The sequence below is a fragment of the Leifsonia sp. NPDC102414 genome (genome assembly GCF_044765685.1).
Taxonomy (GTDB): domain Bacteria; phylum Actinomycetota; class Actinomycetes; order Actinomycetales; family Microbacteriaceae; genus Leifsonia.
In genome coordinates, this window is sequence record NZ_JBIWKN010000001.1 from 651,656 (window position 1) to 674,983 (window position 23,328).

Annotated in this window: 24 protein-coding genes; 13 read left to right on the forward strand and 11 right to left on the reverse strand. The window is 69.1% G+C overall.

The window, feature by feature from the left end; translation table 11 throughout:
* The first annotated feature begins 73 nt into the window (after positions 1 to 73).
* A complete protein-coding gene (locus ACIRCZ_RS03010; RefSeq protein ID WP_055893335.1) occupies positions 74 to 550 on the forward strand; it encodes a thioesterase family protein in 477 nt (158 codons plus the stop codon).
* Positions 551 to 565: 15 nt separating this feature from the next.
* On the opposite strand, the gene ACIRCZ_RS03015 is transcribed toward ACIRCZ_RS03010, so the two are convergent.
* On the reverse strand, positions 566 to 997 hold the full coding sequence (locus ACIRCZ_RS03015) for a ubiquinol-cytochrome c reductase iron-sulfur subunit (protein ID WP_055893337.1): 432 nt from the start codon (positions 995 to 997) through the stop codon (positions 566 to 568).
* A 130-nt stretch (positions 998 to 1,127) separates the two neighbouring features.
* On the opposite strand from ACIRCZ_RS03015, the gene ACIRCZ_RS03020 reads away from it, so the two are divergent.
* Together ACIRCZ_RS03020 and ACIRCZ_RS03025 are read left to right on the forward strand one after the other, a co-directional pair.
* The gene (locus tag ACIRCZ_RS03020; RefSeq protein ID WP_200949590.1) at positions 1,128 to 1,646 is read left to right on the forward strand and encodes a sigma-70 family RNA polymerase sigma factor; all 519 of its coding nucleotides are present in this window, start codon (positions 1,128 to 1,130) and stop codon (positions 1,644 to 1,646) included.
* Complete coding sequence (locus ACIRCZ_RS03025; protein WP_402849487.1) at positions 1,643 to 2,353, forward strand: anti-sigma factor family protein; 711 nt, start codon at positions 1,643 to 1,645, stop codon at positions 2,351 to 2,353. Before ACIRCZ_RS03020 ends, ACIRCZ_RS03025 begins: the two co-directional genes overlap by 4 nt.
* A gap of 24 nt (positions 2,354 to 2,377) precedes the next feature.
* On the opposite strand, the gene ACIRCZ_RS03030 is transcribed toward ACIRCZ_RS03025, so the two are convergent.
* Positions 2,378 to 3,247, reverse strand: coding sequence for an acyl-CoA thioesterase (locus tag ACIRCZ_RS03030; RefSeq protein ID WP_402849490.1), 870 nt, complete (start codon positions 3,245 to 3,247; stop codon positions 2,378 to 2,380).
* A gap of 42 nt (positions 3,248 to 3,289) precedes the next feature.
* Between ACIRCZ_RS03030 and ACIRCZ_RS03035 the strand changes: the two genes are divergently transcribed.
* Positions 3,290 to 3,973 (forward strand): hypothetical protein, encoded by a 684-nt coding sequence (locus tag ACIRCZ_RS03035; protein WP_055893343.1) that lies wholly within the window; start codon positions 3,290 to 3,292, stop codon positions 3,971 to 3,973.
* Between the two features lie 34 nt (positions 3,974 to 4,007).
* On the opposite strand, the gene ACIRCZ_RS03040 is transcribed toward ACIRCZ_RS03035, so the two are convergent.
* From ACIRCZ_RS03040 to pepN, 8 genes are all read right to left on the reverse strand, one after another.
* Complete coding sequence (locus ACIRCZ_RS03040) at positions 4,008 to 5,663, reverse strand: FAD-binding dehydrogenase (protein WP_402849493.1); 1,656 nt, start codon at positions 5,661 to 5,663, stop codon at positions 4,008 to 4,010.
* Positions 5,664 to 5,704: 41 nt separating this feature from the next.
* Positions 5,705 to 6,142, reverse strand: a complete 438-nt coding sequence (locus ACIRCZ_RS03045) for a globin (protein WP_402849496.1) — start codon at positions 6,140 to 6,142, stop codon at positions 5,705 to 5,707.
* A 1-nt stretch (position 6,143) separates the two neighbouring features.
* Positions 6,144 to 7,445, reverse strand: coding sequence for a mechanosensitive ion channel domain-containing protein (locus ACIRCZ_RS03050; protein ID WP_402849499.1), 1,302 nt, complete (start codon positions 7,443 to 7,445; stop codon positions 6,144 to 6,146).
* A gap of 53 nt (positions 7,446 to 7,498) precedes the next feature.
* Positions 7,499 to 8,176, reverse strand: coding sequence for a response regulator transcription factor (locus tag ACIRCZ_RS03055; RefSeq protein ID WP_055893349.1), 678 nt, complete (start codon positions 8,174 to 8,176; stop codon positions 7,499 to 7,501).
* The gene (locus tag ACIRCZ_RS03060) at positions 8,173 to 9,528 is read right to left on the reverse strand and encodes a sensor histidine kinase (protein ID WP_402849502.1); all 1,356 of its coding nucleotides are present in this window, start codon (positions 9,526 to 9,528) and stop codon (positions 8,173 to 8,175) included. The genes ACIRCZ_RS03055 and ACIRCZ_RS03060 overlap by 4 nt, the downstream gene beginning before the upstream one ends.
* Before the next feature lie 30 nt (positions 9,529 to 9,558).
* A complete protein-coding gene (locus ACIRCZ_RS03065) occupies positions 9,559 to 10,389 on the reverse strand; it encodes an ABC transporter permease subunit (protein WP_402849505.1) in 831 nt (276 codons plus the stop codon).
* A complete protein-coding gene (locus tag ACIRCZ_RS03070; protein ID WP_055893356.1) occupies positions 10,386 to 11,297 on the reverse strand; it encodes an ATP-binding cassette domain-containing protein in 912 nt (303 codons plus the stop codon). Before ACIRCZ_RS03070 ends, ACIRCZ_RS03065 begins: the two co-directional genes overlap by 4 nt.
* 177 nt (positions 11,298 to 11,474) lie before the next feature.
* Complete coding sequence (gene pepN / locus ACIRCZ_RS03075) at positions 11,475 to 14,018, reverse strand: aminopeptidase N (protein ID WP_402849508.1); 2,544 nt, start codon at positions 14,016 to 14,018, stop codon at positions 11,475 to 11,477.
* Positions 14,019 to 14,154: 136 nt separating this feature from the next.
* Here pepN and ACIRCZ_RS03080 point away from each other — a divergent pair, with 136 nt between their 5' ends.
* From ACIRCZ_RS03080 to ACIRCZ_RS03095, 4 genes are all read left to right on the forward strand, one after another.
* Entirely contained in the window at positions 14,155 to 14,643 is a 489-nt protein-coding gene (locus tag ACIRCZ_RS03080) for a ribose-5-phosphate isomerase (RefSeq protein WP_055893362.1), read from the forward strand.
* On the forward strand, positions 14,643 to 15,671 hold the full coding sequence (locus ACIRCZ_RS03085) for an Fpg/Nei family DNA glycosylase (RefSeq protein WP_402849512.1): 1,029 nt from the start codon (positions 14,643 to 14,645) through the stop codon (positions 15,669 to 15,671). The genes ACIRCZ_RS03080 and ACIRCZ_RS03085 overlap by 1 nt, the downstream gene beginning before the upstream one ends.
* Positions 15,672 to 15,749: 78 nt before the next feature.
* On the forward strand, positions 15,750 to 16,388 hold the full coding sequence (locus tag ACIRCZ_RS03090; protein ID WP_402849515.1) for an FMN-binding negative transcriptional regulator: 639 nt from the start codon (positions 15,750 to 15,752) through the stop codon (positions 16,386 to 16,388).
* Entirely contained in the window at positions 16,385 to 17,998 is a 1,614-nt protein-coding gene (locus tag ACIRCZ_RS03095) for an amidohydrolase (protein WP_402849518.1), read from the forward strand. The genes ACIRCZ_RS03090 and ACIRCZ_RS03095 overlap by 4 nt, the downstream gene beginning before the upstream one ends.
* Positions 17,999 to 18,260: 262 nt before the next feature.
* Here the strand turns inward: ACIRCZ_RS03095 and ACIRCZ_RS03100 are convergent, their stop codons facing one another.
* A complete protein-coding gene (locus ACIRCZ_RS03100) occupies positions 18,261 to 18,743 on the reverse strand; it encodes a Dps family protein (RefSeq protein ID WP_055893379.1) in 483 nt (160 codons plus the stop codon).
* Positions 18,744 to 18,919: 176 nt separating this feature from the next.
* Between ACIRCZ_RS03100 and ACIRCZ_RS03105 the strand changes: the two genes are divergently transcribed.
* The 5 genes from ACIRCZ_RS03105 (at position 18,920) to ACIRCZ_RS03125 (ending at position 23,160) form a co-directional block, all read left to right on the forward strand.
* The gene (locus ACIRCZ_RS03105) at positions 18,920 to 20,401 is read left to right on the forward strand and encodes a sensor histidine kinase (RefSeq protein ID WP_402849522.1); all 1,482 of its coding nucleotides are present in this window, start codon (positions 18,920 to 18,922) and stop codon (positions 20,399 to 20,401) included.
* 78 nt (positions 20,402 to 20,479) lie between these two features.
* Positions 20,480 to 21,142 (forward strand): response regulator transcription factor, encoded by a 663-nt coding sequence (locus ACIRCZ_RS03110; protein ID WP_055893382.1) that lies wholly within the window; start codon positions 20,480 to 20,482, stop codon positions 21,140 to 21,142.
* Positions 21,143 to 21,223: 81 nt separating this feature from the next.
* Positions 21,224 to 21,436 (forward strand): antitoxin, encoded by a 213-nt coding sequence (locus tag ACIRCZ_RS03115; protein ID WP_055893386.1) that lies wholly within the window; start codon positions 21,224 to 21,226, stop codon positions 21,434 to 21,436.
* Between the two features lie 86 nt (positions 21,437 to 21,522).
* Positions 21,523 to 22,008: a GNAT family N-acetyltransferase gene (locus ACIRCZ_RS03120; protein ID WP_402849527.1), complete on the forward strand. Its 486-nt coding sequence runs from the start codon at positions 21,523 to 21,525 to the stop codon at positions 22,006 to 22,008.
* A gap of 420 nt (positions 22,009 to 22,428) precedes the next feature.
* A complete protein-coding gene (locus tag ACIRCZ_RS03125; RefSeq protein ID WP_402849530.1) occupies positions 22,429 to 23,160 on the forward strand; it encodes a DUF3800 domain-containing protein in 732 nt (243 codons plus the stop codon).
* Positions 23,161 to 23,328 lie beyond the last annotated feature (168 nt).

Below are 23,328 nucleotides of genomic sequence, written 5' to 3' on the forward strand. Positions count from 1 at the left end.
CCAGGGCTCGACAAGCGCCCAGGACTCGACCAGCACCCAGGACTCGACCAGCACCCAGGAAAGGCTGCCCGCGATGCGACTGCATGTTCCGATCAAGCTCAGGTGGAGCGACCTGGATGCGTACGGGCACGTCAACAACGCCGAGATGCTGCGCCTCCTCGAAGAGGCGCGCATCGAGGCGTTCTGGATCACGGACGACGCCGAGGAGGCGGTCGGGGGCTCGACCGCCGTCCTCGACGGCCGCCCTGGCGCCGACACGCTCACGCTGATCGCGCGGCAGGAGATCGAGTATCTCGCCCCCATCCCGTACCTGAGGCAGCCGCTCGACGTCCAGCTCTGGCTCGGGCGGCTCGGCGGGGCGAGCCTGGAGGTCTGCTACGAGGTCCGGTCGCCGGTTGGCACCGAGCCGGACACGCTGTTCTCGCGGGCGGCGACCACGATCGTGCTGGTGGATGCGGCCAGCCAGCGTCCGCGCCGTATCAACGAGCGCGAGCGGGCGGCCTGGACGCCGTACCTCGACGAGCCGGTGCAGTTCACCAAGCGCGCCTAGCGCGTCCCTCCCGCCCTACTTCGTCACGGTCACCGTTGTGCCGGACAGCGTGGCGGTGAGCTTCGGCAGCGGCTTCTGAGCTGGTCCGCCCAGCACATCGCCGGTAGCGGCGTCGAAGCGGGAGCCGTGGCACGGGCAGTCGAACTCCGTGCCCTGCGGGGCGACCGTGCATCCCTGGTGGGTGCAGACCGCGCTGAACGCGACGACCTTCCCCTCCGTCGGCTGGGAGACGACGATCGGCGCCGAGCCCATCTTCGCCGAGACCGCGCCTCCCACCGGGATGGAGGAGAGTGGAACCGTCACCTCGCTGTCCGAGCCGGACGCCACAGGATCGGCGCCTGCGCCGCCCGGGGTGCACGCCGTGAGCAGCAGTGCGCCGGCGCCGACGACGGTGGCGCCGCCGATGGAGACGATGGTGCGGCGGGTGAGCGGTGTCGAGTCGTTCATGCGGGGTTCCTCCCGGTCGGCGTAGCTTTCTCTTACGGTATGCACGATTCGGCTGTGCGTTTCGGTTCAGAGGCCAGTGTCGCCGATGAACCTTTTCGCAGCCTGTCCCGTGTCTGTGGTGGAGGTGTTCATGCCGAACGAGGATGCGCGGTTGCTGCGCGAGCTGCACGACCAGCACGCGCAGGCCGTCTGGCGTTACGTCGTCCACCTCACCGGCGACAGGGCCATGGCCGACGACATCGTGCAGGAGACGCTGCTTCGGGCGTGGAAGAAGCCGTCCGTGCTCGACCAGTCGCAGTCGTCCGCACGCGCCTGGCTCTTCACGGTGGCGCGCAACCTGGTCATCGACCAGAAGCGCAGCGCCCACAACCTGCACGAGTACGGCACCGATGTGCTCCCCGAACGGGCGAACGACACCGCGACAAGCGAGTCCGATGCCGTCCTCGACGCCTGGCTGGTGTCCGACGCGCTGGCCGAGCTGTCCGTCGAGCACAGGGCCGTGATCGTGCACGCATACTACGGAGGACGCTCGATCGCCGAGATCTCGCGCGAGCTGGACGTTCCGGAGGGGACGGTCAAGTCGCGCATCCACTATGGTCTGCGAGCGCTTCGTCTCGCCCTGCAGGAAAGGGGAGTGACGGAGCGATGACGAATCACGAGGAGTTCGCCACCTGGGACGGCGCATACGTGCTCGGCGCACTGTCGCCGGCCGACAGGCGCGCGTACGAGGAGCACTTGCGCACCTGCCCGCTCTGCACAGACTCGGTGTCGGAGCTCGCCGGCCTGCCCGGTCTGCTGCGCCAGGTGACGACCGAGGAGGCGTTCGCGCTGCTCGACACGGCCCCGGAGGCGCAACGACCGTCAGCGCCCGTGGAGTCGGCACCGGATGTGCTTCCGACGCTGCTGAGCGCCGCACGCCGTCGTCGCACGCGCACCCGCCGGTGGACGGCCGGTTCCTTCGCGGTCGCCGCCGCGATCGTCGCCGTCGCCGTGTTCGCGCTGCCCGCCGTGTTCGCGCCCGGCGCAGCGGAGAACGGGACGAACGTTGCGATGTCGCAGGTGGAGCCGAGCGCGCTGTCCGCCGACCTCACCCTCGTGACGGAGCCCTGGGGCACACGGATCGAGTCGCGCTGCAGCTACGCCGAGGTGAGCGGCAGCGAGGACAAGACCTGGGCGTACGCGATGGTCGTCACCGACCGCTCCGGCAAGCAGACCCAGGTCGCCACCTGGAACGCCGAGGCGGGAAGCACCGTGAAGCCGACAGGCACGACGAGCGTCGCGAAAGCGGACATCGCATCCATCGACATCCGCTCGGCCACAGACGGCACGGTGCTGCTGAGGAGCACGTTCGGGTAGCCGGCGAACGACGGTCCAGGCGCCCTACGGCGTCGGCACCCGCACCATCGCCTCCTGCGCCACGCTCGCCACCAGGCGGCCGTCGCGGCTGTAGATGCGTCCGAGCGCGAGTCCGCGGCCTCCGCTGGCGCTCGGCGACTCCTGGGCGTACAGCAGCCACTCGTCGACGCGCGCCGGGCGGTGCCACCACATCGCGTGATCGAGACTGGCGGCCTTGAGCCCTGGCGTCGCCCAGGCGACGCCGTGCCTGCGCATCACGGACTCCATGATCGTGTAGTCGCTCGCGTACGCCAGGGCGGCACGGTGCAGGTCGGGGTCGTCCGGCAGCGTACCGATCGACCGGAACCACACCGCCTGGTGGGCGACGTGCTCGCCTTCCACCTTCAGATAGATCGGAGAGGTGATGTGGCGGATGTCGAACGGCCGCTTGCTCGCCCAGTACTGGGCAACAGGATGCTCGACATCCTCCAGAGAATCCGCCGAGTTCGGCAGCGTGTCGGGGTCGGGGATGTCGGACGGCATCTCCACCTGGTGGTCGAGCCCCTCGTCCTCGTCCTGGAAGGACGCGATCATCGACAGGATCGGCTGCCCGCTCTGGTACGCCTGGGTGCGGCGGGTCGAGAACGACCGGCCGTCGTGGATGCGGTCGACAGAGAACGTGATCGGCAGATTCACGTCGCCGGGGCGCAGGAAGTACCCGTGCATCGAGTGGATGGCGCGCTCGTCGGCGACGGTCCTGGATGCGGCCACGATCGACTGCGCGAGCACCTGCCCGCCGAAGACGCGACCGAGGGGCATCCACTGGGAGGGGCCGGTGAAAATGTCCTCACTGGTCCTCGCTCCGGTGTCCGTCAGATCGAGCGCGGTCAAAAGGGATGCCAGCGGCTCGGTCACAGTGCCTCCATCGAGTTCTCTCTTGGTAGTTTAGACAGCAGAATGAGCCAGTCATTTTCTCTCGTGGATTCCCTTGCCGTCGCCGACCTGCAGACATACCTGTCCAGGGCGGCCAGAGTCGAGGAAGGGTCGGTGCGCCTGATCGGTGGGTCGGGGGTGCTCGCCGTCTATTCGGCGATCCTGTATCCGCGCGGTCTGCTCGACCAGACGCCGACGGTCCTCGGCCTGCGCACCTTCGCGATCGTGCAGGGCGCCGACTTCGACGCCGTCGTTCCGATCCGGTCGCTGCTCGACCGGCTGGCGCGCATCTCGGAGGCGATCGAGCCTGCGCCGGGCGTCGGCCCGGTGGAGATCCGGATGCCGCTCGAGGTGTCAACGGTGACCTGGGCAGGCATCTCGCCACCGCGGGGCGGCTGGCGTCCGGTGGGGGAGACGACCGTCGAGCTGCTGCAGCGCACGGCGCGGGACGGCATCGCCGAGGTGGCGGAGTCGATCCCGACGGGCACGGGCGAGCAGCTCGTCCAGCGGGTGAGGGCCGAGGTGTGGGGCAGGCCGATCGACGCGCTGGAGTACGTGCCTGCCGGTGCGGCGTTCGCCGCCGAGAGCCTCGGCTTCCTGGCGGACGGCGAGCCGGTGAGCATCCTCGAGACAGGACCGTGGACACGCCTCACGACGAAGCGCGGCCACACCCTGGTGCGCCGCCAGGCCTGGAGCCTGCGCGCCTGACCCTGCGCGCCGCCCTCCGTGTGGACGGAGGTGGCTAAGCGGACGCCGCCGCGCGCCCGGCCTGACGGCCGCTGAACAGGCAGCCGCCGAGGAACGTGCCCTCCAGAGCGCGGTAGCCGTGCACTCCGCCGCCTCCGAAGCCGCTCGCCTCTCCCGCCGCGTACAGCCCGGGGATGGGGGAGCCGTCCGCGCCGAGGACCCGCGCATCCAGGTCGGTCTCAATACCGCCGAGGCTCTTCCGGGTGAGGATGTGCAGCTTCACTGCGATCAGCGGCCCCGCCTTCGGGTCGAGGAGCTTGTGAGGGCTGGCCACTCGGATGAGCTTGTCGCCCCTGTACTCCCTGGCGCTGCGGATCGCGGCGAGCTGCAGGTCTTTGCCGAAGTCGTTGTCGAGCTCGCGGTCGCGTTCCCGGATGTGCTTGGCCACCAGGTCGACGTCGAGCGGCACGTCGGCGAGCTTGTGCATCCCGGCCAGCAGCTCGTCGACGGTGTCTGCGACGACGAAATCGGCGCCCTTCTCCTTGAACGCCTCCACAGGGCCGGGCGCGCCAGGGCCGACGCGCTTGGCCAGCAGCCGCACATCCTTGCCGGTGAGGTCGGGGTTCTGCTCGCTGCCGGACAGCGCGAACTCCTTTTCGATGATCTCCTGGGTGAGCACGAACCAGCTGTAGTCCGAGCCGACCTTGCGGAGGTGTTCGAGCGTCCCGAGCGTGTCGAACCCGGGGAACAGCGGCACCGGCAGCCGGTCGCCGCGCGCGTCCAGCCACAGCGACGACGGGCCGGGCAGGATGCGGATGCCGTGCTGCGCCCAGACAGGGTCCCAGTTCTGGATGCCCTCGGTGTAGTGCCACATCCTGTCGCCGTTGATGAGGTGGGCGCCGGCCTGCTCCGCGATCCCGAGCATCCGGCCGTCGACGTGTGCAGGCACGCCGGAGAGCATGTGTTCCGGCGGCGTTCCGAGGCGTTCGGGCCAGGCGGCGCGGACGAGATCGTGGTTGCCGCCGATGCCGCCACTGGTGACGATCACAGCGCCGGCGCGCAGTTCGAAGTCGCCCACCTGGTCGCGGTTGCTCGCTGCGCCCCGCGCCGCGCTGTCCTCCGCGAGCACGGCGCCGCGGACGCCGGTGACCCTGCCGCCCTCGACGATCAGCTCGTCCACCCTGTGGCGGTGCAGCACGGTCGCCGCCCCCGTCGCCACACCGTCCGCCAGGCGGGCGGCGAACGGCGCGACCACGCCAGGGCCGGTTCCCCAGGTGATGTGGAAGCGCGGCACCGAGTTTCCGTGGCCGCCTGCGCCTCCGGAGCCGCGCTCCGCCCAGCCGACGATCGGGAAGAAGCGGACGCCCTTCTCGTGCAGCCAGGCCCGCTTCTCTCCCGCGGCGAACTGCAGGTAGGCCTCCGCCCAGCGGCGCGGCCAGTGGTCCTCGTCGCGGTCGAAGCCGGCGCTGCCGAACCAGTCCTGCCTGGCGAGGGCGAGCGAGTCGTGCACGCCCATCCTGCGCTGCTCAGGCGAATCGACGAGGAAGAGGCCGCCGAACGACCACCAGGCCTGGCCGCCGAGGGACGCCGCAGGCTCCTGCTCGACGATCGTGACGGTCTTGCCTGCGTCGAGGAGCTCACCGGCGGCGACGAGCCCGGCGAGACCGGCTCCGACGATGATGGCGTCCGGCTGCGACGGGGTTCGGGTCATCCTGTGTCTCCTTCGGCACGATTGTTCCGAGAGTACCGAATTCAGTCCTCGAAGGTGTTCACCATCGCGTGTGCGGCGCGCTCCAGATACGACCACAGGGTCTCTTCCGCAAGCGGGGGCAGGTCGAGCTCGTCGACGGCGGCGCGCATGTGCAGCAGCCAGCGGTCGCGCGCATCCGGGTTGACCTTGAACGGCATGTGCCGCATCCGGAGTCGGGGGTGTCCGCGCTGCTCGCTGTATGTGCCAGGGCCGCCCCAGTACTGCTCCAGGAACATCGTGAGCCGTTCGGCGGCAGGGCCGAGGTCGTCCTCCGGGTACATCGGCTTCAGCACGGGGTCGTCGGCGACGCCTCGGTAGAAGGCGTCGACCAGGCGACGGAACGTCTCGCGCCCGCCAACCTGCTCGTAGAACGTGGATGCGGTCTCCGCGCCGGGGTCCGACGTGGGACGCGGGGGAGTCGGCTGGATGGGGATGGTCATGTCACTCCGCCGGTGGCTTGGTCTTGGGGGCGTCGTCGTCTGCGGCTGCCGGCGGCCTGGCGGCCCCCGGTGTCTTGGGCGTCTGGCCAGTGGTGGGCTTGGTGGCACGCGGGGTCGTCGGCGTCTCGCCCGTTGCCGGCTTCGGGGTGCCGGACTTGGCGGCGCCAGTGGACTTCGGCGTCTGGCCGGTGGCGGGCTTGGCCGCCTTCGCGTCGCCCGCCGCCTTCGGCTCCGTCGTGGTCTTCACACCGGCGATCCGCAGCGCGCGCGGATCGGCGGGAGCCACACCGGAGCGCTTCGCCGCCGCGCGCGCCTTGCGGCCCTTGAGCACCGGCGCCTCCGGCACCACCGGAGTCGGTCTGGTGCGCGGCGGGTGGGCTCCCGTGACGCTCGCCGCGCTGTCGAAACCGCTCAGCACGATCGCGTTGAGCGACGGCAGCTTCACGTCCATCTCGTCCAGCGCGTTCTTGAGGCGCACGCGCAGCTCGCGGGACACATCGTCCTTCGCCGTCGTGCGGGTCTTGATGACGATGCGGATCACCATCGCGTCGGCCGAGATCGACTCCAGGCCCCACAGCTCCGGCTTCTCCAGGATGCGCGACCGCCACTTCGGGCTCGTCGCCAGCGCCGTCGCCGTCTCGAGCATCTTCGCCTCGACCGCTTCCACATCCACGTCGTACGGAACGGCCAGGTCGATGATGACGCGCGACCAGCCCTGCGACATGTTGCCGACGCGAAGGATCTCTCCGTTGCGCACGAACCAGAGCGTTCCGTTGACGTCGCGCACCTGAGTGATCCGGATGCCGACCGCCTCCACGACTCCGGTCGCCGACCCGAGGTCCACGACATCGCCGACGCCGAGCTGGTCCTCCATCACCATGAACAGCCCGTTGAGCACGTCCTTCACGATGTTCTGCGCGCCGAAACCGAGGCCGGCGCCGATCGCCGCGGACAGCAGCGCGAACGACGTGAGCGCGTTGGGGGCGAGCACCCCGATCACCATGACGATCGCGATGATGCCGATGGTCACATTGACGATGTTGCTCAGCACGGAGCCGAGCGTCCTGGTGCGCTGCACGACGCGCACGGCGGCCAAGGGGGATGCCGGGAGCGCCTGCGTGTCCGTGACGTTCTGGTTCTTCTTGACGCCCGTGACGATCTGCCGCACCACGCGACGGATCACCAGCCGAAGGATCCAGCTCAGCAGGAACGCGCCGACGATGATCGCCGCCACGTTCAGGAGCACCAGCCCGCTCGCGACGGCCCACGTACCGATGTTCGTCCAGAAATCCATCTTCACCATAGGAGTGCAAGCCTACCGAGGCACGCCTTGGCGCCCCCTGGACCCGGACCTGCTCAGCGCTCCACGAGCCCGTTGTCGTAGGCGAAGATCACCGCGTGCACCCTGTCGCGCAGGTGCAGCTTGGCCAGTACCCGGCCGACGTGCGTCTTGACCGTCGACTCGGTGAGGAAGAACTTCGTGCCGATCTCCCCGTTGGAGAGCCCGTCGGCGATGGCGAGCAGGATCTCGCGTTCGCGCGGGGTCAGCGCCGCTGTCGGGTCGACGCCGCCGCTCTGGGCAGTGGATGCGGCCGGCAGCCGGTCCGCGAACAGCTCCAGCATCGACCTGGTCACCCTGCCTGACACCGCGGCGTCTCCGGCGGCGACGGCCCTGATCGCATCCGTCAGCTCGCTCGGTCTCGCGTCTTTGAGCAGGAAGCCGCTCGCGCCTGCGCGGAGACCGCCGAAGGCGTACTCGTCGAGGTCGAAGGTGGTGAGGATGATGATGCGCGCCTCCGGATTGGCCGCCACGATGCGCCTGGTGGCCTCGATGCCGTCGAGGGAGGGCATCCGCACGTCCATCAGGATGACGTCCGGCCTGGTCTCCACGGCAAGGCGAACAGCTTCGAGTCCGTCCGACGCCTCTCCGACGACGTTCAGGCCGCTGTCCGCTTCGAGCACCATGCGGAAGCCGAGGCGTACGAGCGCCTGGTCGTCGACCAGCAGCACGCGGATCGGGTTGTCGTCGGTCACGGAGTGTTCTCCTCGGTCGGGGTGGTCGGGGTGGTCGGGGTGGTCGGGGTGGCCGGGGTGGCCGGGGCGGTCGGCGTGGTCGGGCTCATCCGTGCGGCCGGCGGGATCGCGTCGAACACCGCCAGCAGGCGCCAGCCGCCTCCCTGTTTCGGTCCTGCCTCCAGTCTGCCGCCGTAGAGCGCAACGCGCTCGCTCAGCCCGAGCAGGCCACGGCCGGAGCCCTGGCCTGTCGCGCCGTGCACGGCCGCGTCATCGTCGACCGTGATCTCGATGGTGTCCGTCCCGAACCGGATGCGCACCTCCACCACCGTCGCGAGTGCTGCGTACCGCAGCGCGTTCGTCAGCGCCTCCTGGACGACACGGAAGATCGTGAGCTGCTGCCCGGTGTCCGTCGGAGGAACGCCGTCGACCGTGACGCGCACGGGCAGCCCTGCTGCGCGGAAACGCTCCACCAGTTCGCTCAGCTCGCTCACGCCCGGCTGCGGGGCGCGCTCGTCGCCGTCGCCGTCCGTCGCACGCAGCACGCCGAGGAGTCTCCGCATGTCGCCGAGCGCCCCTCGCCCCGTTTCTGCGACCATCCGCATCGCCTCCGCAGAGCGCTCGGGCGAGATCGCCGCCAGCCCTGCAGAGCCGTCCGCGAGGGTGATCATCACCGTGAGGCTGTGCGACACGATGTCGTGCATTTCTCTGGCGATCCTGTTGCGCTCGGCCGTCGCCGCGATGACCGCCTGCTGGTCGCGCTCGCGAGCGAGCTGCTGCGCCCTGTCGATGAGCGCCACAAGATAGCGGCGCCGGTTGCCGATGTTGTTGCCGATCAGCACGAAGAACAGCGCGAACGAGATCACCGTGAACGCCGAGGGCACCACCGCCGTCTCCAGCGGGGAGAACAGGGCGGCGTGGTCGATGACCACCGACAGGCTGAGCGTCGCGATGGCGACGGCGGAGAGTACTCCGAATGCGATCCAGGCCGCGCGGGCGGAGCGGTAGACCGCGAGGGCGTACAGCGCGAAGAGCGCTGGGACCACATCCACGTCGTGGCCGAGGAAGACGCTGATCGCCATCACGGCGGCGCCGACCGCGAAGACGGCGACGGGATTGTGCCTCCGCAGGAACAGCGCTGCGCCGGCGATGGCGGCGAGCCCGACGCGCACGCCGAGCTGCCAGCTCGGCTCGACGACCATCCCCACCACTCCGGCGAGGAGCGTCGGGACGAGGTAGATGCCTGCCACCACCGCATCCACGGCCACGGGATGTGCGGCCATCGTGCGCCGGATGACGCCGGGGGGCCGGGGGAGCTGCAGATCACCCCCGGCCGGAGTCGTCCGGCCGGGGGTGAGCTGTTCGTCTGTCATGTGGTGGCGTTACCTGTGGAGGTTGCGCGGCTACGCGTCGCGGCGCTTCAGGATGATCGCGCCGACGATGAATGCCACCGCGGTCCAGCCGAGCACGATGAGCACGTTCGCCCACGGCTCGAATCCGCCGTTGTCCGACCCGGCCATTCCGGCGCCCGCAGCGCTGATCAGGTAGTTGCTCGCCTTGCCGATCCACTCGATGTTGGTGAGAGAGTGCACCAGGTTGACGATGATCGGCAGCAGGAAGACGACGCCGAGCGCAGCGGCGATTCCGCCGGCCCCCGCCCGGAGGATCGTGCCGAGTCCGAGCGCGAACACCGACACCAGGCCGAGGTATGCGCCTGCGCCGAGGATCGCCCAGAGGGTGTCGGCCGACCAGAAGTCGGCCGTGAAGCCCTTGCCGGAGAGCACGGGTGCCGCGATGGCCCAGGAGCCTGCCACGGTCACGACGCCGACGACGAACGAGGCGATGAACAGCACGATCGCCTTGGCCGCGAGCACGGGGAGGCGCTTCGGCACGGCGGCGAACGAGGAGCGGATCATGCCCGTGGAGTACTCGCCGCTGATGGCGAGCACGCCGAGGACGGCGACCGCGAGCTGGCCGAAGGTCACGCCGAACGACGCGGTGTTGACGACGAAGGCGGAATGCTGGGCGGCCGGGATCTGCTTCGCGATCGTGTCAGGGATCGAGAACGCGACCAGGCAGGTCATGCCGAGCCCGAGGATGACGACGATCGCGTACGTCCAGAACGTGGAGCGCAGCGAGCGGAGCTTGATCCACTCCGAGCGGATCACGCGGGCGAAGTTCAGGTGCCCGAGCGAAGTGTGCCTGACGGGCATGGTTGCTGTCGCGGTGCTCATCGGGAGACCTCCGTGCGGTATTCGACCTCGTCCTGTGTCAGTTCGAGGTAGGCCTCCTCCAGGGAGGCGTTGAGGGGGGTGAGCTCGTGGAGGACGATGCCGAACTGTGCGGCGGCCTCTCCGACCTGGGCGCTGGTGAGTCCGGAGACCTCGAGGAGGCTGGCTTCGATGCCGGTGATGGTCACGTCGGCTCCCGCGATGGCGCGGGCGAGCTGCTCGGCCTGCGGAGTGCGGACGCGCACGGCGTTGCGGGTGGCGCCGGCGAGGATGTCGGCAACGGGAGCGTCCGCAAGAACGCGGCCTCTGCCGAGCACGATGATGTGGTCGGCGGTCTGCGCCATCTCGCTCATCAGGTGGGACGACAGGAACACCGTCCTGCCCTCGGAGGCGAGGTGCCTGGCGAACTGACGGACCCAGAGCACGCCCTCCGGGTCGAGGCCGTTGACCGGCTCGTCCAGGATGAGGGTGGCAGGGTCACCGAGCATGGCCGCCGCGATGCCGAGGCGCTGCCCCATGCCGAGCGAGAAGCCTCCGACGCGCTTGCCCGCGACCGCTTCGAGTCCGGCGAGGCCGATGACCTCGTGCACGCGGCGCTTGGGGATGCCGTGCGTCGCCGCCATCGCCAGCAGGTGGTTGTATGCGCTGCGGCCGGTGTGCACGGCCTTCGCGTCGAGCAGGGCTCCCACCTCGGTGAGGGGGGACTTGTGGTCGACGTAGCGCTTGCCGTTGACGATGGCCGTGCCGTGCGTCGGCCGGTCGAGTCCCATGATCATGCGCATGGTGGTGGACTTGCCCGCGCCGTTCGGGCCGAGGAAGCCGGTGACCTTGCCCGGTTGGATGGTCGCCGAGATGTCGTTGACGGCGGTCTTGGAACCGTACGTCTTTGTGAGGCGCTCGAGTTGGATCATGCTACGACCCTATTGAACCCGCGCCGTTTGCGACATCGGCGCGTGGTCCGGTCTCGCATCCACTGCCTGTCGTACCCCGGTACGAGGCGGATGTGCCCGGACACACGAGTGGTCCCCGACGCCGTGCGCAGAGAGGCGCACGGCGTCGGGGACCACGGGATGAGGTCGGCGCTGTCGTTAGCGGGCGTCGCGCTCCTGGGCCGCGAGCGCGCGCTCGACGCCGGCCAGGTTCTCGACCACCAGGCGGCGAAGCGCGGCCGGCTCCGCGTTGGCGGCGAGCCAGGCCTTCGTCGCTTCCCGCAGTTCGGCGTTCGCGAGCGGCGCCGGGTACATCCCGGCCACCAGGTACTCGGCGATCTTGTAGCTGCGCGACTCCCAGACGCCCTGCAGCGACGCGAAGTACGGCTCCACGAACGTGGCGAGCACACTCTTGTCCGCCGCGCGCTGGAAGCCGAGACCGGTGTAGCGCACGATCGTGTTCGGCGCGGTGTCCGTGGCGAACACCGAGTCCCAGGCGGCCTGCTTGCCCTCCTGCGTCGGGATGCTCGCTGCGGCCTGCGCGGCGAACTGCGCGCCGTTGGCGGTGTTGTCGGCGGCGAGCGCAGCGTCGATCTCCTGCGTGCCGGCCTTGCCTCCGGCGGCGAGGGCGATCAGCAGCTCCCAGGCCAGGTCGGTGTCGACCTCGAGGCCGGGCAGCGTCACGCTGCCGTCGCGCAGTGCTGCGACGGTCGCCAGCTGCTCGTCGGTCGAGGCTGCTGCGGCGAAGAACTTGACGAACTGGAACTGCGCGTCGCTTCCCGTCTCGGCCTGCTGGGCCAGCGTCCACAGGGTGGATGCGACCTCCTCCACCGTCGCCTGCTGGCGCTCCGGCGCGACGTACGAACCGGCGGCGAGGAGCAGCTGGCTGAGCGTCGTGCGGATCGTGGTGGACTCGGTCTCCGGCGCGATGTTGCCGAGGACGAGGCGGACGTAGTCGCCTGCCGGGGTCTCCGCGTCCCGCGTCGCATCCCAAGCTGCACCCCAGACGAGCGAGCGGGCGAGCGGGTTCTCGATGGACGAGAGGTGCTCGATGGCGACCTGGAGGGACTGCTCGTCGAGGCGGATCTTCGCGTACGCGAGGTCGTCGTCGTTCAGCAGCACCAGTGCGGGGCGGGCGAGGCCGACGAGCTCTGCGACGTCGGTGCGCTCACCGTCGACGTCGAGCTCGATGCGGTGGTCGCGCACGAGACGGCCGTCCACCAGGTTGTAGAACCCGATGGCGAGGCGGTGCGGGCGGATGGTGGGGTAGTCCGCCGCCGCGGTCTGCAGCACGGCGAACGACGTGATCGTGCCGTCCGCATCCACCTCGATCTCCGGGCGGAGCGTGTTGACGCCCGCGGTCTCCAGCCACTTCTCCGACCAGTCGGTCAAGTCGCGGCCGCTGGTGGCCTCCAGCTCAACGAGCAGGTCGCGCAGCTCGGTGTTGGAGTGCGCGTGCTTCTTGAAGTACTGGGCGACGCCGGCGAGGAAGTCGTCCTGGCCGACCCACGCCACCAGCTGCTTGAGCACGGATGCGCCCTTGGCGTACGTGATGCCGTCGAAGTTGACCTGCACGTCTTCGAGGTCGTTGATGGTCGCGACGATCGGGTGCGTGGACGGCAGCTGGTCCTGCTTGTACGCCCAGCTCTTCTCCATCGCGGCGAAGGTCGTCCACGCCTCGTGCCACTCGGTGGCCTCCGCGGTGGCGAGGGTGGATGCGTACTCGGCGAACGACTCGTTCAGCCAGAGGTCGTTCCACCACTTCATCGTCACCAGGTCGCCGAACCACATGTGCGCGAGCTCGTGCAGGATCGTGACGACGCGACGCTCCTTGATGGCGTCGGTGACCTTCGAGCGGAACACGTAGGTCTCGGTGAAGGTGATCGCTCCGGCGTTCTCCATCGCGCCGGCGTTGAACTCGGGGACGAAGAGCTGGTCGTACTTCTCGAACGGGTACGCGTAGTCGAACTTCTCCTCGTAGAACGCGAAGCCCTGACGGGTCTTCTCGAAGATGTAGTCCGCATCCAGGTACTCGGCCAGCGACTTGCGCGCATAGACGCCGAGCGGGATGACGCGGCCGTCGCGGCTGGTGAGCTCGCTGTGCACCGACTCGTACGGCCCGGCGATGAGCGCGGTGATGTATGAGGAGATGCGGCTGGTGGGCGCGAACGCCCAGGTCTTCTTGCCATCGCCGGCGTCGGTGGGCTCTGGCGTGGGGGAGTTGCTCACGACGGCCCAGTGCGCGGGAGCCGTGACGGTGAAGGTGAACTCCGCCTTCAGGTCGGGCTGCTCGAACACGGCGAACATGCGGCGGGAGTCCGGGACCTCGAACTGGCTGTAGAGGTACACCTCGCCGTCGACGGGGTCGACGAAGCGGTGCAGGCCCTCTCCGGTGTTGGTGTAGATCGCGTCCGCGACGACGGTCAGCTCGTTCTGGGCCTCGAGGCCGTCGAGCTGGATGCGCACGCCGTCGCTGACCCGCGCGGGGTCGAGCTCGACGCCGTTGAGGGTCACAGAGTGGACCGTGCGGGTGATCGCGTCGATGAACGTCGACGATCCCTCTTCTGCGTCGAAGCGCACGGTGGTGGTGCTGAGGAACGTCTCCGGCCCCGTCGTCAGGTCGAGGACGACCTCATACGAGTTGGTGCTGACGAGCGATGCACGCTCCTGGGCTTCGACGCGGGTGAGGTTTTCTCCTGGCAACGCTGACTCCTTGAAGATTCGACGGATTGTGTCCAATGGACAACCCTAGACGCATCGGCGGCGGAGGGTCAGGTGCTGTGATCCTGGTGTGCTGCAGCTGTGCTGCTGCGTCGGTGGCTCTCCCTAAACTGGGTGCATGCGCATCCACATCGCCACCGACCACGCCGGTCTGGACTTCAGCACCCACCTTCAGGCCCACCTCGCGGAGGCCGGTCACGACGTCGTCGACCACGGCCCGCAGAGCTACGACCCGATCGACGACTACCCGGCGTTCTGCATCAACGCTGCCAAGGCCGTCGTCGCCGACCAGCAGGCGGGCGTCGAGGCGCTCGGTGTCGTCTTCGGCGGCTCGGGCAACGGCGAGCAGATCGCGGCCAACAAGGTGATCGGCGCGCGCGCAGCCCTCGTCTGGAACGAGAGCACGGCGCAGCTCGCCCGGCAGCACAACGACGCCAACGTCATCTCCATCGGGGCCAGGCAGCACACGGTCGAGGAGGCGACGCGCTTCATCGACGTCTTCATCGCAGAGCCGTTCTCGCTGGAGGAGCGGCACGTCCGGCGCATCGCCCAGCTCGCCGAGTTCGAGGCGACGGGAGACATCGCGGGCAAGAACGTGGATCACTGATGCCCGAGGGTCACTCCGTCCACCGCATCGCCCGCCAGTTCGCCACCAACTTCGTCGGGCACCGCATCGCCGTGTCGTCGCCGCAGGGACGGTTCACCGAGGGAGCGTCCCGCATCGACGGTCACGTGATGACCGACGCCCGCGCGGTGGGCAAGCAGATGTTCCTGGAGTTCGACAACGGGCTCTGGCTGCGCATCCACCTGGGCATCTACGGCGCGTGGGACTTCGCGGGCGATATCAGCGTCGACCCGACCATCGCGGCGGCGAACGGGCGGATGGGGCAGACCAACCAGCGCGGGACGGTGCTGGAGGATGCGGACGGCGCTGATCTCGATGGCGCCGTTATGGATGGCGCCGTTCTGGACAGTGCTGGGGAGAACTCCCTGCACAGCATCGGCGCGCCGCGGCGCACGCGGCTGCGCATGGCGGAGTCGGAGAAGGTGGAGGACGAGATCACCACGTTCCCGCCGGAACCGATCGGCCAGGTGCGGGTGCGACTGCTGAGCGACACCGCCGTCGCCGACCTCCGCGGACCGACGGCCTGCGAGGTCCTCGATCCCGCCCAGGTGGATGCGGTGATCGCCAAACTCGGACCCGACCCGCTCCTGCAGCACGACCAGGCGGCGGAAGACCGCTTCGTCGCCGCCGTGCGCAAGAAGCAGACGTCGATCGCCCTGTTGCTGATGGATCAGAACGTCGTCGCAGGCATCGGCAACGTCTACCGCGCAGAGCTGCTGTTCCGCGCCCGCCTCAACCCGCACACGCCGGGCAAGCTGGTGCAGGAGGACACGGCGCGAGCGCTCTGGCAGGACTGGGCGAAGCTGCTGCGGATCGGCGTCGAGACCGGCCAGATGATGACCATGGACGACCTCGACCCCGAGAGCTACCGCAAGGCGATGGCGAGCCGCGAGGACAGGCACTGGGTGTACAAGCGCGAGGGCCTGCCGTGCCGGATCTGCGGCACGCACATCGTGATGGAGCTCCTGGGAGGGCGCAAACTGTACTGGTGCCCGAAGGACCAGGCCTGAGCGCTCCGCGTATGGGCGACGAGCTGGTGCTGAACACCGCCCGAGCCTGACCAAGCCGACCCCGACCGGAGACAGCCGATGAGACAGAACCCCAGCTTCGCCCTCGCCGACGTGGAGGAGATCAAGCGGCTGATCCGTCTGAACCCGTGGGCGACGATCGTCAGCAGCACCGCGGAGGGGCTGGTCGCCTCGCACTACCCGATCCTGGTCGACGAGTCGCGCGACGAGCTCTCGATCGTCACGCACGTCGGCCGTCCGGACGACCTGGTGCACGAGCTGGGGCAGCACGAGATCCTCGTGGTGGTGCAGGGGCCGCACGGCTACATCTCGCCAGGCTGGTACGACGCCAACCCGGCCGTGCCCACCTGGAACTTCACGGCAGCGCACCTGAGCGGCGTGCCGGAGATCCTCAGCGACGAGGAGAACTTCGAGGTGCTCGGCAAGCTGGTCGACCACTTCGAGGACAGGATGCCAGAACCGCGAAGGATGCTCGGCGCACCCGCGGACGCGGCGTACGCGCAGCGCATCTCCTCCGGCACCGTCGGGATGCGCCTGACGCCCACGAAGATCGTCGCGAAGAGCAAGCTCAGCCAGAACAAGCCGGCAGAGACGGTCGACAGGATCATCGGCGAACTCGAAGGCGACGGCGTGTACGCCAGCCGCGACCTGGCGGCGGAGATGCGCAGGGTGCACGACCGGATGCGCGCGGCGCGGTGACGCAGCAGGGGAGCAGCGCAGAGGCGGTGCTGCTGCGCGGGGCACGCCTGCCCGGCGTGGACGGCGAGCACGATGTGCTGCTGCGCGACGGGGCGATCGTGGCCGTCGGCGATGCCGGGAGCGTGGCTGCACGGGATATCAGTGCCGCGGGGACCGTTCGGCAGGTGCAGCTCGACGGACGGTGGATCGTTCCAGGGCTGTGGGACCAGCACGTGCATTTCACCCAGTGGGCGCAGACCGCACGGCGGCTCGACATCTCGCGGGCACGATCGGCGGCGGAGGCGGCCGACCTCGTGTGTGCGCGCATCGCAGCGGAGGACGCGGAGCAGCCGCGGAGCCCGGCAGGCGGGTCGCGCCGGGCAGGGGAGCGGGCGGCGGCGGAGCCGCTGGTCGGCTTCGGGTTCCATGACGCGCTCTGGCCGGACCAGCCCACCCGCGCCCTCCTGGATGCGGCAGCGGACGGCCGCGCTGTCGTCCTGATCGCCGGCGACCTGCACTGCTCCTGGCTGAGCACGGCGGCCGCGCGACGGTTCGCGCCCGAGACGGCAGACGATCCGTCCGCAGCTGTGTTGCGCGAGGACGCGAGCTTCGCCGTCACCAGCCTGCTCGCCGCTGCCGACGACGCCACCCTCGAGCGGTGGGCGGCCGAGGCGGCGTCGGCGGCAGCCGCGCGTGGCGTGGTCGGGATCGTCGACCTCGAGTACGGCTGGAACCTGGAGGTGTGGCAGCGCAGGATGGCCGGGGGCGCATCCACCGGCGCCGGTGTGTCCACCGGCTCCGGCGCATCCGGTGGTTCGGCTGCGGCGCTCAGGGTCGAGTTCGGCGTCTACCCCGACGACCTGGAGCGCGCCATCGCGGCCGGGCTGCGCACGGGAGACGTCATCGACGGCACGGACGGCCTGCTCACGGTGGGACCGGCGAAGATCATCAGCGACGGCTCCCTCAACACGCGCACCGCACTGTGCGTCAGCGCGTATCCCGACGGAGGGCACGGCATCGCCAATCTCACGAACGCCGAACTCGTCGAGTGGATGCGGCGCGCAGCCTCCTCCGGCATCGAGCCCACTGTGCACGCGATCGGCGACCGCGCGAACACGCTGGCGCTCGACGCGTTCGAGACGGTCGGCTGCCGGGGACGGATCGAGCACGCACAGCTGGTCTCGGCCGTCGACGTGCCGCGCTTCGCCAGGCTCGGCGTCACCGCGAGCGTGCAGCCGGAGCACGCGATGGACGACCGCGATGTCGCAGACGCGCTCTGGGCCGGCCGGACCGACCGTGCGTTCCCTCTCGCGGAACTGCACGCCTCAGGCGCAACCATCGCCTTCGGCTCGGACGCTCCCGTCGCGCCGCTCGATCCGTGGATCGCGCTGTCGGCCGCCGTCACCCGGTCGCGCGACGGCCGGTCGCCGTGGCACCCTGAGCAGGCGCTGTCCAGGGAGGCCGCGCTGCGCGCATCCACCCGGTCGAGCATCCGGGCGGGCCAGCCGGCGGACATCGCGGTGCTCGACGCCGACCCGTTCACCTGCCTGGCCGCCGACCTGCGTGGGATGCCCGTGGCCGCGACGCTGCTGGCCGGCCGCTTCACGCACGACACGCTCGGCTGGGCGTAGCCCGCGCAGTCGAGGAACCGGCGCCCGCCGAGCAGCGCTCGTCTGCGTGAGGGAGGTGCCGTCGTCGGACGCCACTCCACACGCGCGTCCACAGGCCACGGCACGCTAATCGACGGGATGCCAGTATCTGCGCGCGATATCCGTGCCCTGAGCGCAGTCACTGGCATCTCGTCGGGCATGCGCCGGCCCCGGGACGGCGAATGGCCCCGGATCGTCGGACGATCCAGGGCCATTCGATGCGGGCGTGCCGCGGAAGGCTGCGCTACTTGCTGATGTGCGCGAACAGGAACCAGCGGTCCTTGTCGAGGCCGCGGGCGATCTCGATGGCGATGTCCTGGCTGGTCTGGTCGAGCTCGTCGAGCTCCTTGACGGCGGCGTTCACGTTGGCGAGGGCAGCGTCGATCTGGCCGATGACCTCGGCGATGGTGTCGTTCGACTGGCGGAAGCCTGCGGTGAGCTCGGTCGTGCTGGTCTTGGCTGCGACCGTGCCGAGGCGGGCGTCGACGGGGAGACCGAGGGCGACGATGCGCTCCGCGGCGAGGTCGGCCCACTCCTGGGCGTGGTCGACGATGACGTCGAGCAGCTCGTGCACGCCGATGAAGTTGGCTCCGCGCACGTGCCAGTGGGCCTGCTTGCCGTTGACGACGAGGGCGGTGAGGTCGATGACCACGGGGCTCAGGAACTGGGCGACTCCGGCGGCGACGTCGGGGTTCGAAACACTCTGGGTTGCGGCGATGTCCGTCATGGGTTGGCGTCCTTTCTGCTGACTGAAGACAACGCTACGCGTCCACAGGAATTCCGCAACGAAGCTGAGCCTCCGCTAACTAAGGGTGGGATAACCCCCGCACAGGTCCGGGCGGCCGCTCGATACCAGCGCCGGCGCCGGTTCGGGAGGCTGGAGGAACACGAAGGAGACCAACCATGAGCACAGACACACCTCCCGTCCGCGCCGCCACGACATCTGGCACTCTGGATGCTGTGAGCACCCCCGACATACGGCCAGGCGACGCGCGGCCAGGCGACGTGCGACCAGGCGACGCGCAGCCCGCCGGCGCGCGACCGGCCGACGCGTCCGCCGCATCCACAGTCACCCGCCGGGGTTACGGCGGCCTCTGGCGCGGCGTGCCCCGCGAGCTCGGCTTCCTGCTGCTGACCATGCCCATCGCGATCATCGGCATGTCCGTCGGGCTGACCCTGTTCTGGACGGGCGTCGGCACCATCGTCATCTACGTCGGTCTGTTCGTGCTGATCGCCGCGTTCTACGTCGTCCGTGCGTTCGGGACGCTGGAGATCGTGCGTCTGCGCTGGGCAGGGCGCCCGCCGATCACCGAGCCTCAGTGGTCGGAGCCCGGCACGCCGCAGCCGTTCTGGCGCGCCATGTTCGGGCCGTTCGTCAACGGCCACTACTGGCTGTACCTGCTGCACACTCTGATCATCAACCCGATCGTCAGCATCGTCTCGTGGACGCTCACCATCGTCTGGACCTCGGTCGCCCTCGGCGGCCTGACAGCGTGGTTCTGGGAGCGTTTCACCCCGGATAACGGCAGGGACATCTACCTCTCGCGTGTGGTCGTCGACTGGGTGTTCGGCATCCACTCGACCTTCGACCCTCGGGCAGGGGATGCGATCCTCGAGCTGATCGTCGGCGTCATCTTCGCCGTCACCCTTCCGTTCATCACCCGCGGCCTCACCTCGCTGCACGGCGTCATCGCGCTCGGGATGCTCGGGGCGTGGCGCTCGGAGGCGCTGCAGCGTGAAGTGGCCGACCTGTCCGCATCCCGTGGTGCAGCGGTGGTGGCGGAGGACCAGGCGCTGCGTCGGCTGGAGCGCGACCTGCACGACGGTCCGCAGCAGCGGCTCGTCCGGTTGCAGATGGACATCGCTGCAGCGGAGCGCAAACTCTCCGACGATCCGGATGCGGCACGCGCCATCCTCGCGGAGGCCGGCCAGCAGGCCCACGACACCCTCGAGGAGCTGCGAGCACTGTCCCGCGGTTTCGCCCCGCCGATCCTGCAGGACAGGGGACTCGTCGCCGCCGTCGACTCGCTCGCCGCGCGCAGCCCCATCCCGTTGCGGGTGGAGTCGTCGCTGCAGCAGGGCACGCGGTTCTCGCCGGAGCTGGAGCGCAGCGTGTACTTCGTGGCCGCAGAGCTGTCCGCGAATCTCGCGAAGCACTCCGGCGCGACGGAGGCGCGGCTGTTCCTCGACCGCACGGTCGATCAGGCGACAGGGGCGGCGTGGCTGAGCGTGTGGCTGACGGACAACGGCACAGGGGGAGCGTCGAAGCTCGCAGGGCACGGACTCGCAGGGCTGGACGAGCGCGTGCGCGGGTTGCGCGGCGAGTTCGTGGTGGACAGCCCGGTGGGCGGTCCCACGCGGATCGGGGCGCGCATCCCGGTGTGACTCGGCCAGGGTGCGCGGACGTGCACTGGTGGCTGCTGCGCGCATCCACCGGCTGTGCCCCGCCTCTAGGCTGGTGGGGTGACTTCGAGTGACCCCACCAGCCTTCGCCTGGTCATCGCCGACGACTCCGTGCTGCTGCGCGAAGGTCTGGTGCGCCTGTTCGACGAGGCGGGCTTCGAGACCGTCGGCGCCTACGGGGACGCGGATGCGCTCCTCGCCTCGGTCGGCTCGCTCGCCCCGGACGTGGCGGTCCTCGACGTGCGGATGCCGCCGACGTTCCGCGACGAGGGCGTGCGCGCCGCGCTCACGCTGCGGGCGGAGCATCCGGAGATCGGAGTGCTGCTGCTCAGCCAGTACGTCGAGGGCACGTACGCGCAGGAACTCCTCGCGAGTGGTCAGGGTGGCACAGGCTACCTGCTGAAAGACCGCATCGCCTCGCTCGATGAGCTGCGGGATGCGGTCACCCGCGTGGCGGACGGTGGCACCGTCCTCGACCCGCAGGTGGTGCGCGAACTGCTGGTGCGGCGCACGAACCCGCTGGAATCGCTGACGCCGCGCGAGCGCGAGGTGCTGCAGCTGATGGCGGAGGGCAGGACGAACGCAGGCATCGCCCAGCGGCTGGTGATCGGCGTGGGGGCCGTGGAGAAGAACGTGACCTCGATCTTCCAGAAGCTCGCCTTGGAGGACTCCGGCGACGACCACCGCCGGGTGCTGGCGGTGCTGGCGTTCCTGCAGCGCTGACGCGGCGGCGACCCTTGCCGTCTGCCGGCGGCGGCACCAGAATGAAGGCACTTCGATCCCTCGGATGAAAGAAGGTGCCCCATGGCCGGACTGGACGACATCACCAACAAGGCGAAAGAGTTCCTCGACAGCGACCAGGTCAAGAACGCTCTGAAGAGCGAACAGGCCGAAGACATCAGCGACAAGCTCCTCGACGGCGTCGCCGACGCGGCCAACAAGGTCACGGGAGGCAAGTTCGAGTCGCAGATCGACGGCGCCCGCGACGCGGCCGACAAGGCGGTCGGGACGGAGTAGTCCCCGCGCGCTGTGCACGTGCGAAGCGGTCGGTTCCCGGTGTGGGGACCGACCGCTTTGTGTTGCGCCGTGCGTACAGTGGCTGGATGCACGCCGACGTCGATATCAAGCCAGCCTCAGTGTCCGACCTCCTCGCGGTCGGCGGACTGCGCTGGGACTCGCTCGAGGAGAACGGCGGGGAGCCGGACGACACGCGCGAGTCCTTCGCAGTGCGATTCGCTGCCTGGGCCGCCGATCACGACTCGACCCACACCTGTTTCGTCGCGGTGACGACCGCCGACCGGGAGGTGGTCGGGATGGCGTGGCTCGCCGTCACCCTCCGCGTTCCGAGCGCACGCGCGTTCGACCGCGCCTCCGGCGACCTGCAGTGCGCGTACGTCGTCCCGCGGCTTCGCGACGCGGGGATCGGCGCGCGGCTCGTGCTGGCCGTCCTGGAACGCGCATCCGAGCTGGGCCTGGAACGCGTGACCGTGCATTCGAGCCCGGGAGCCGTGCGCTTCTACGAGCGCGCGGGCTTCGCCTCGGAGGTCGTGCTGCTGCACGCCAAGGTCACCAGCCAACCGCATGCCTGACGAGATGCCATTATCTGCGTGTAAATCTGTGCATCGCCTCGCAGTTACTGGTATCTCGTCGAGGTAGCGGATGCGGGAGGTGGAGACGGCTGTGGAACAGGCCTGAAGCAGGGCTCACGGGCACTCGATGGAGGGGATGACGGGAATCGAACCCGCGTAATCAGTTTGGAAGACCCTCGCCGTGAGTAATCCGGGGAGAACCGAAGCGCACCGAGCTGATCCGCCGTCACCCGTCCTGCCGAGTGTTTTCCTGGGAGGTCGCGAGTTCAGACCCCGTTACTCGGTGCGCTCTGGGGTGCGCCGGTTTGCCCCGGCGGAGCACGGTGACGGGGTTTTCTGGCCTTCAGACGGGGATCGCGCGATCAGTTTCTGACGGGGTTTCCATCCCGACCTGACGGTGGCTTCTGGCATCCTGAGCACATGCTGCAGGCTTACATAGACGAGTCAGGCGTTGCGGGCGAAGCTGCCCGATCCTCGAAGCACTTTGTCTTGGGTGCGTTCATCATCGATGAGGAGCAAAGCGCACAACGTGCGGTCGACTTCCTCGCGGAGTTGCGTGAAGGTACGCATCGGCAAGAAGGCAAGCACCTGCACTGGAACCAGGTGAATCAGCACGGTGCTCGCAAGTATCTGACTCAGAGTCTTGGCGACCAGGACTGGATCAAGCTTTCTGCGGTCGTTGTGTGCAGAGAACACATCACTGACAGTCTTCCGAACGCGCAGGTGCGTTATCAGTTCACGCTTCGGCTGTTGCTCGAACGTCTATCGTGGTTCGCGGCGAGCAAGGGAAAGAAGCTGCACTACACAGTGAGCCACTACAAGGGCATGCAGAAGGATTACTTCCGAGAGTACGAAGACCGACTCCGAAGGGCTCCTGGGGAGATCAAGATGCAGTGGCTCGATCGCGCTGGAGGGTCCGTCGCAAACAACGAAGACATCCAGCTCTTGCAGTTCGGAGACATCGTTGCGTCCTCCACTGCAACCGCGTTTGAGCCCGACAAATGGGGATATGTCGAGCGGGACTATCTGCGCCGCACTGCACCGCGTTTCTACCGATACGAGGACAAGAAGCTCTTGCGGTACGGGCTGAAGCTTCAACCGAACAGCGCCGAATCAATGCCCCACTACTCATGGTTGGGCGACCTGACCTAGCGGTCTCCCGTGCTCAGAAGGATGGGCGCTCGCGTGCGAACGGGGCGGAGCCCTAGGTTGCGTTGAGCACTAGGACCCAGGGCTCCTACCGGGGGCCTAGCGCGTCAGGCCGAGCGCGGCGGACGTACGTTGCTTGGCAGGGTGCTGTCATCGCGCAACATGGCCCGA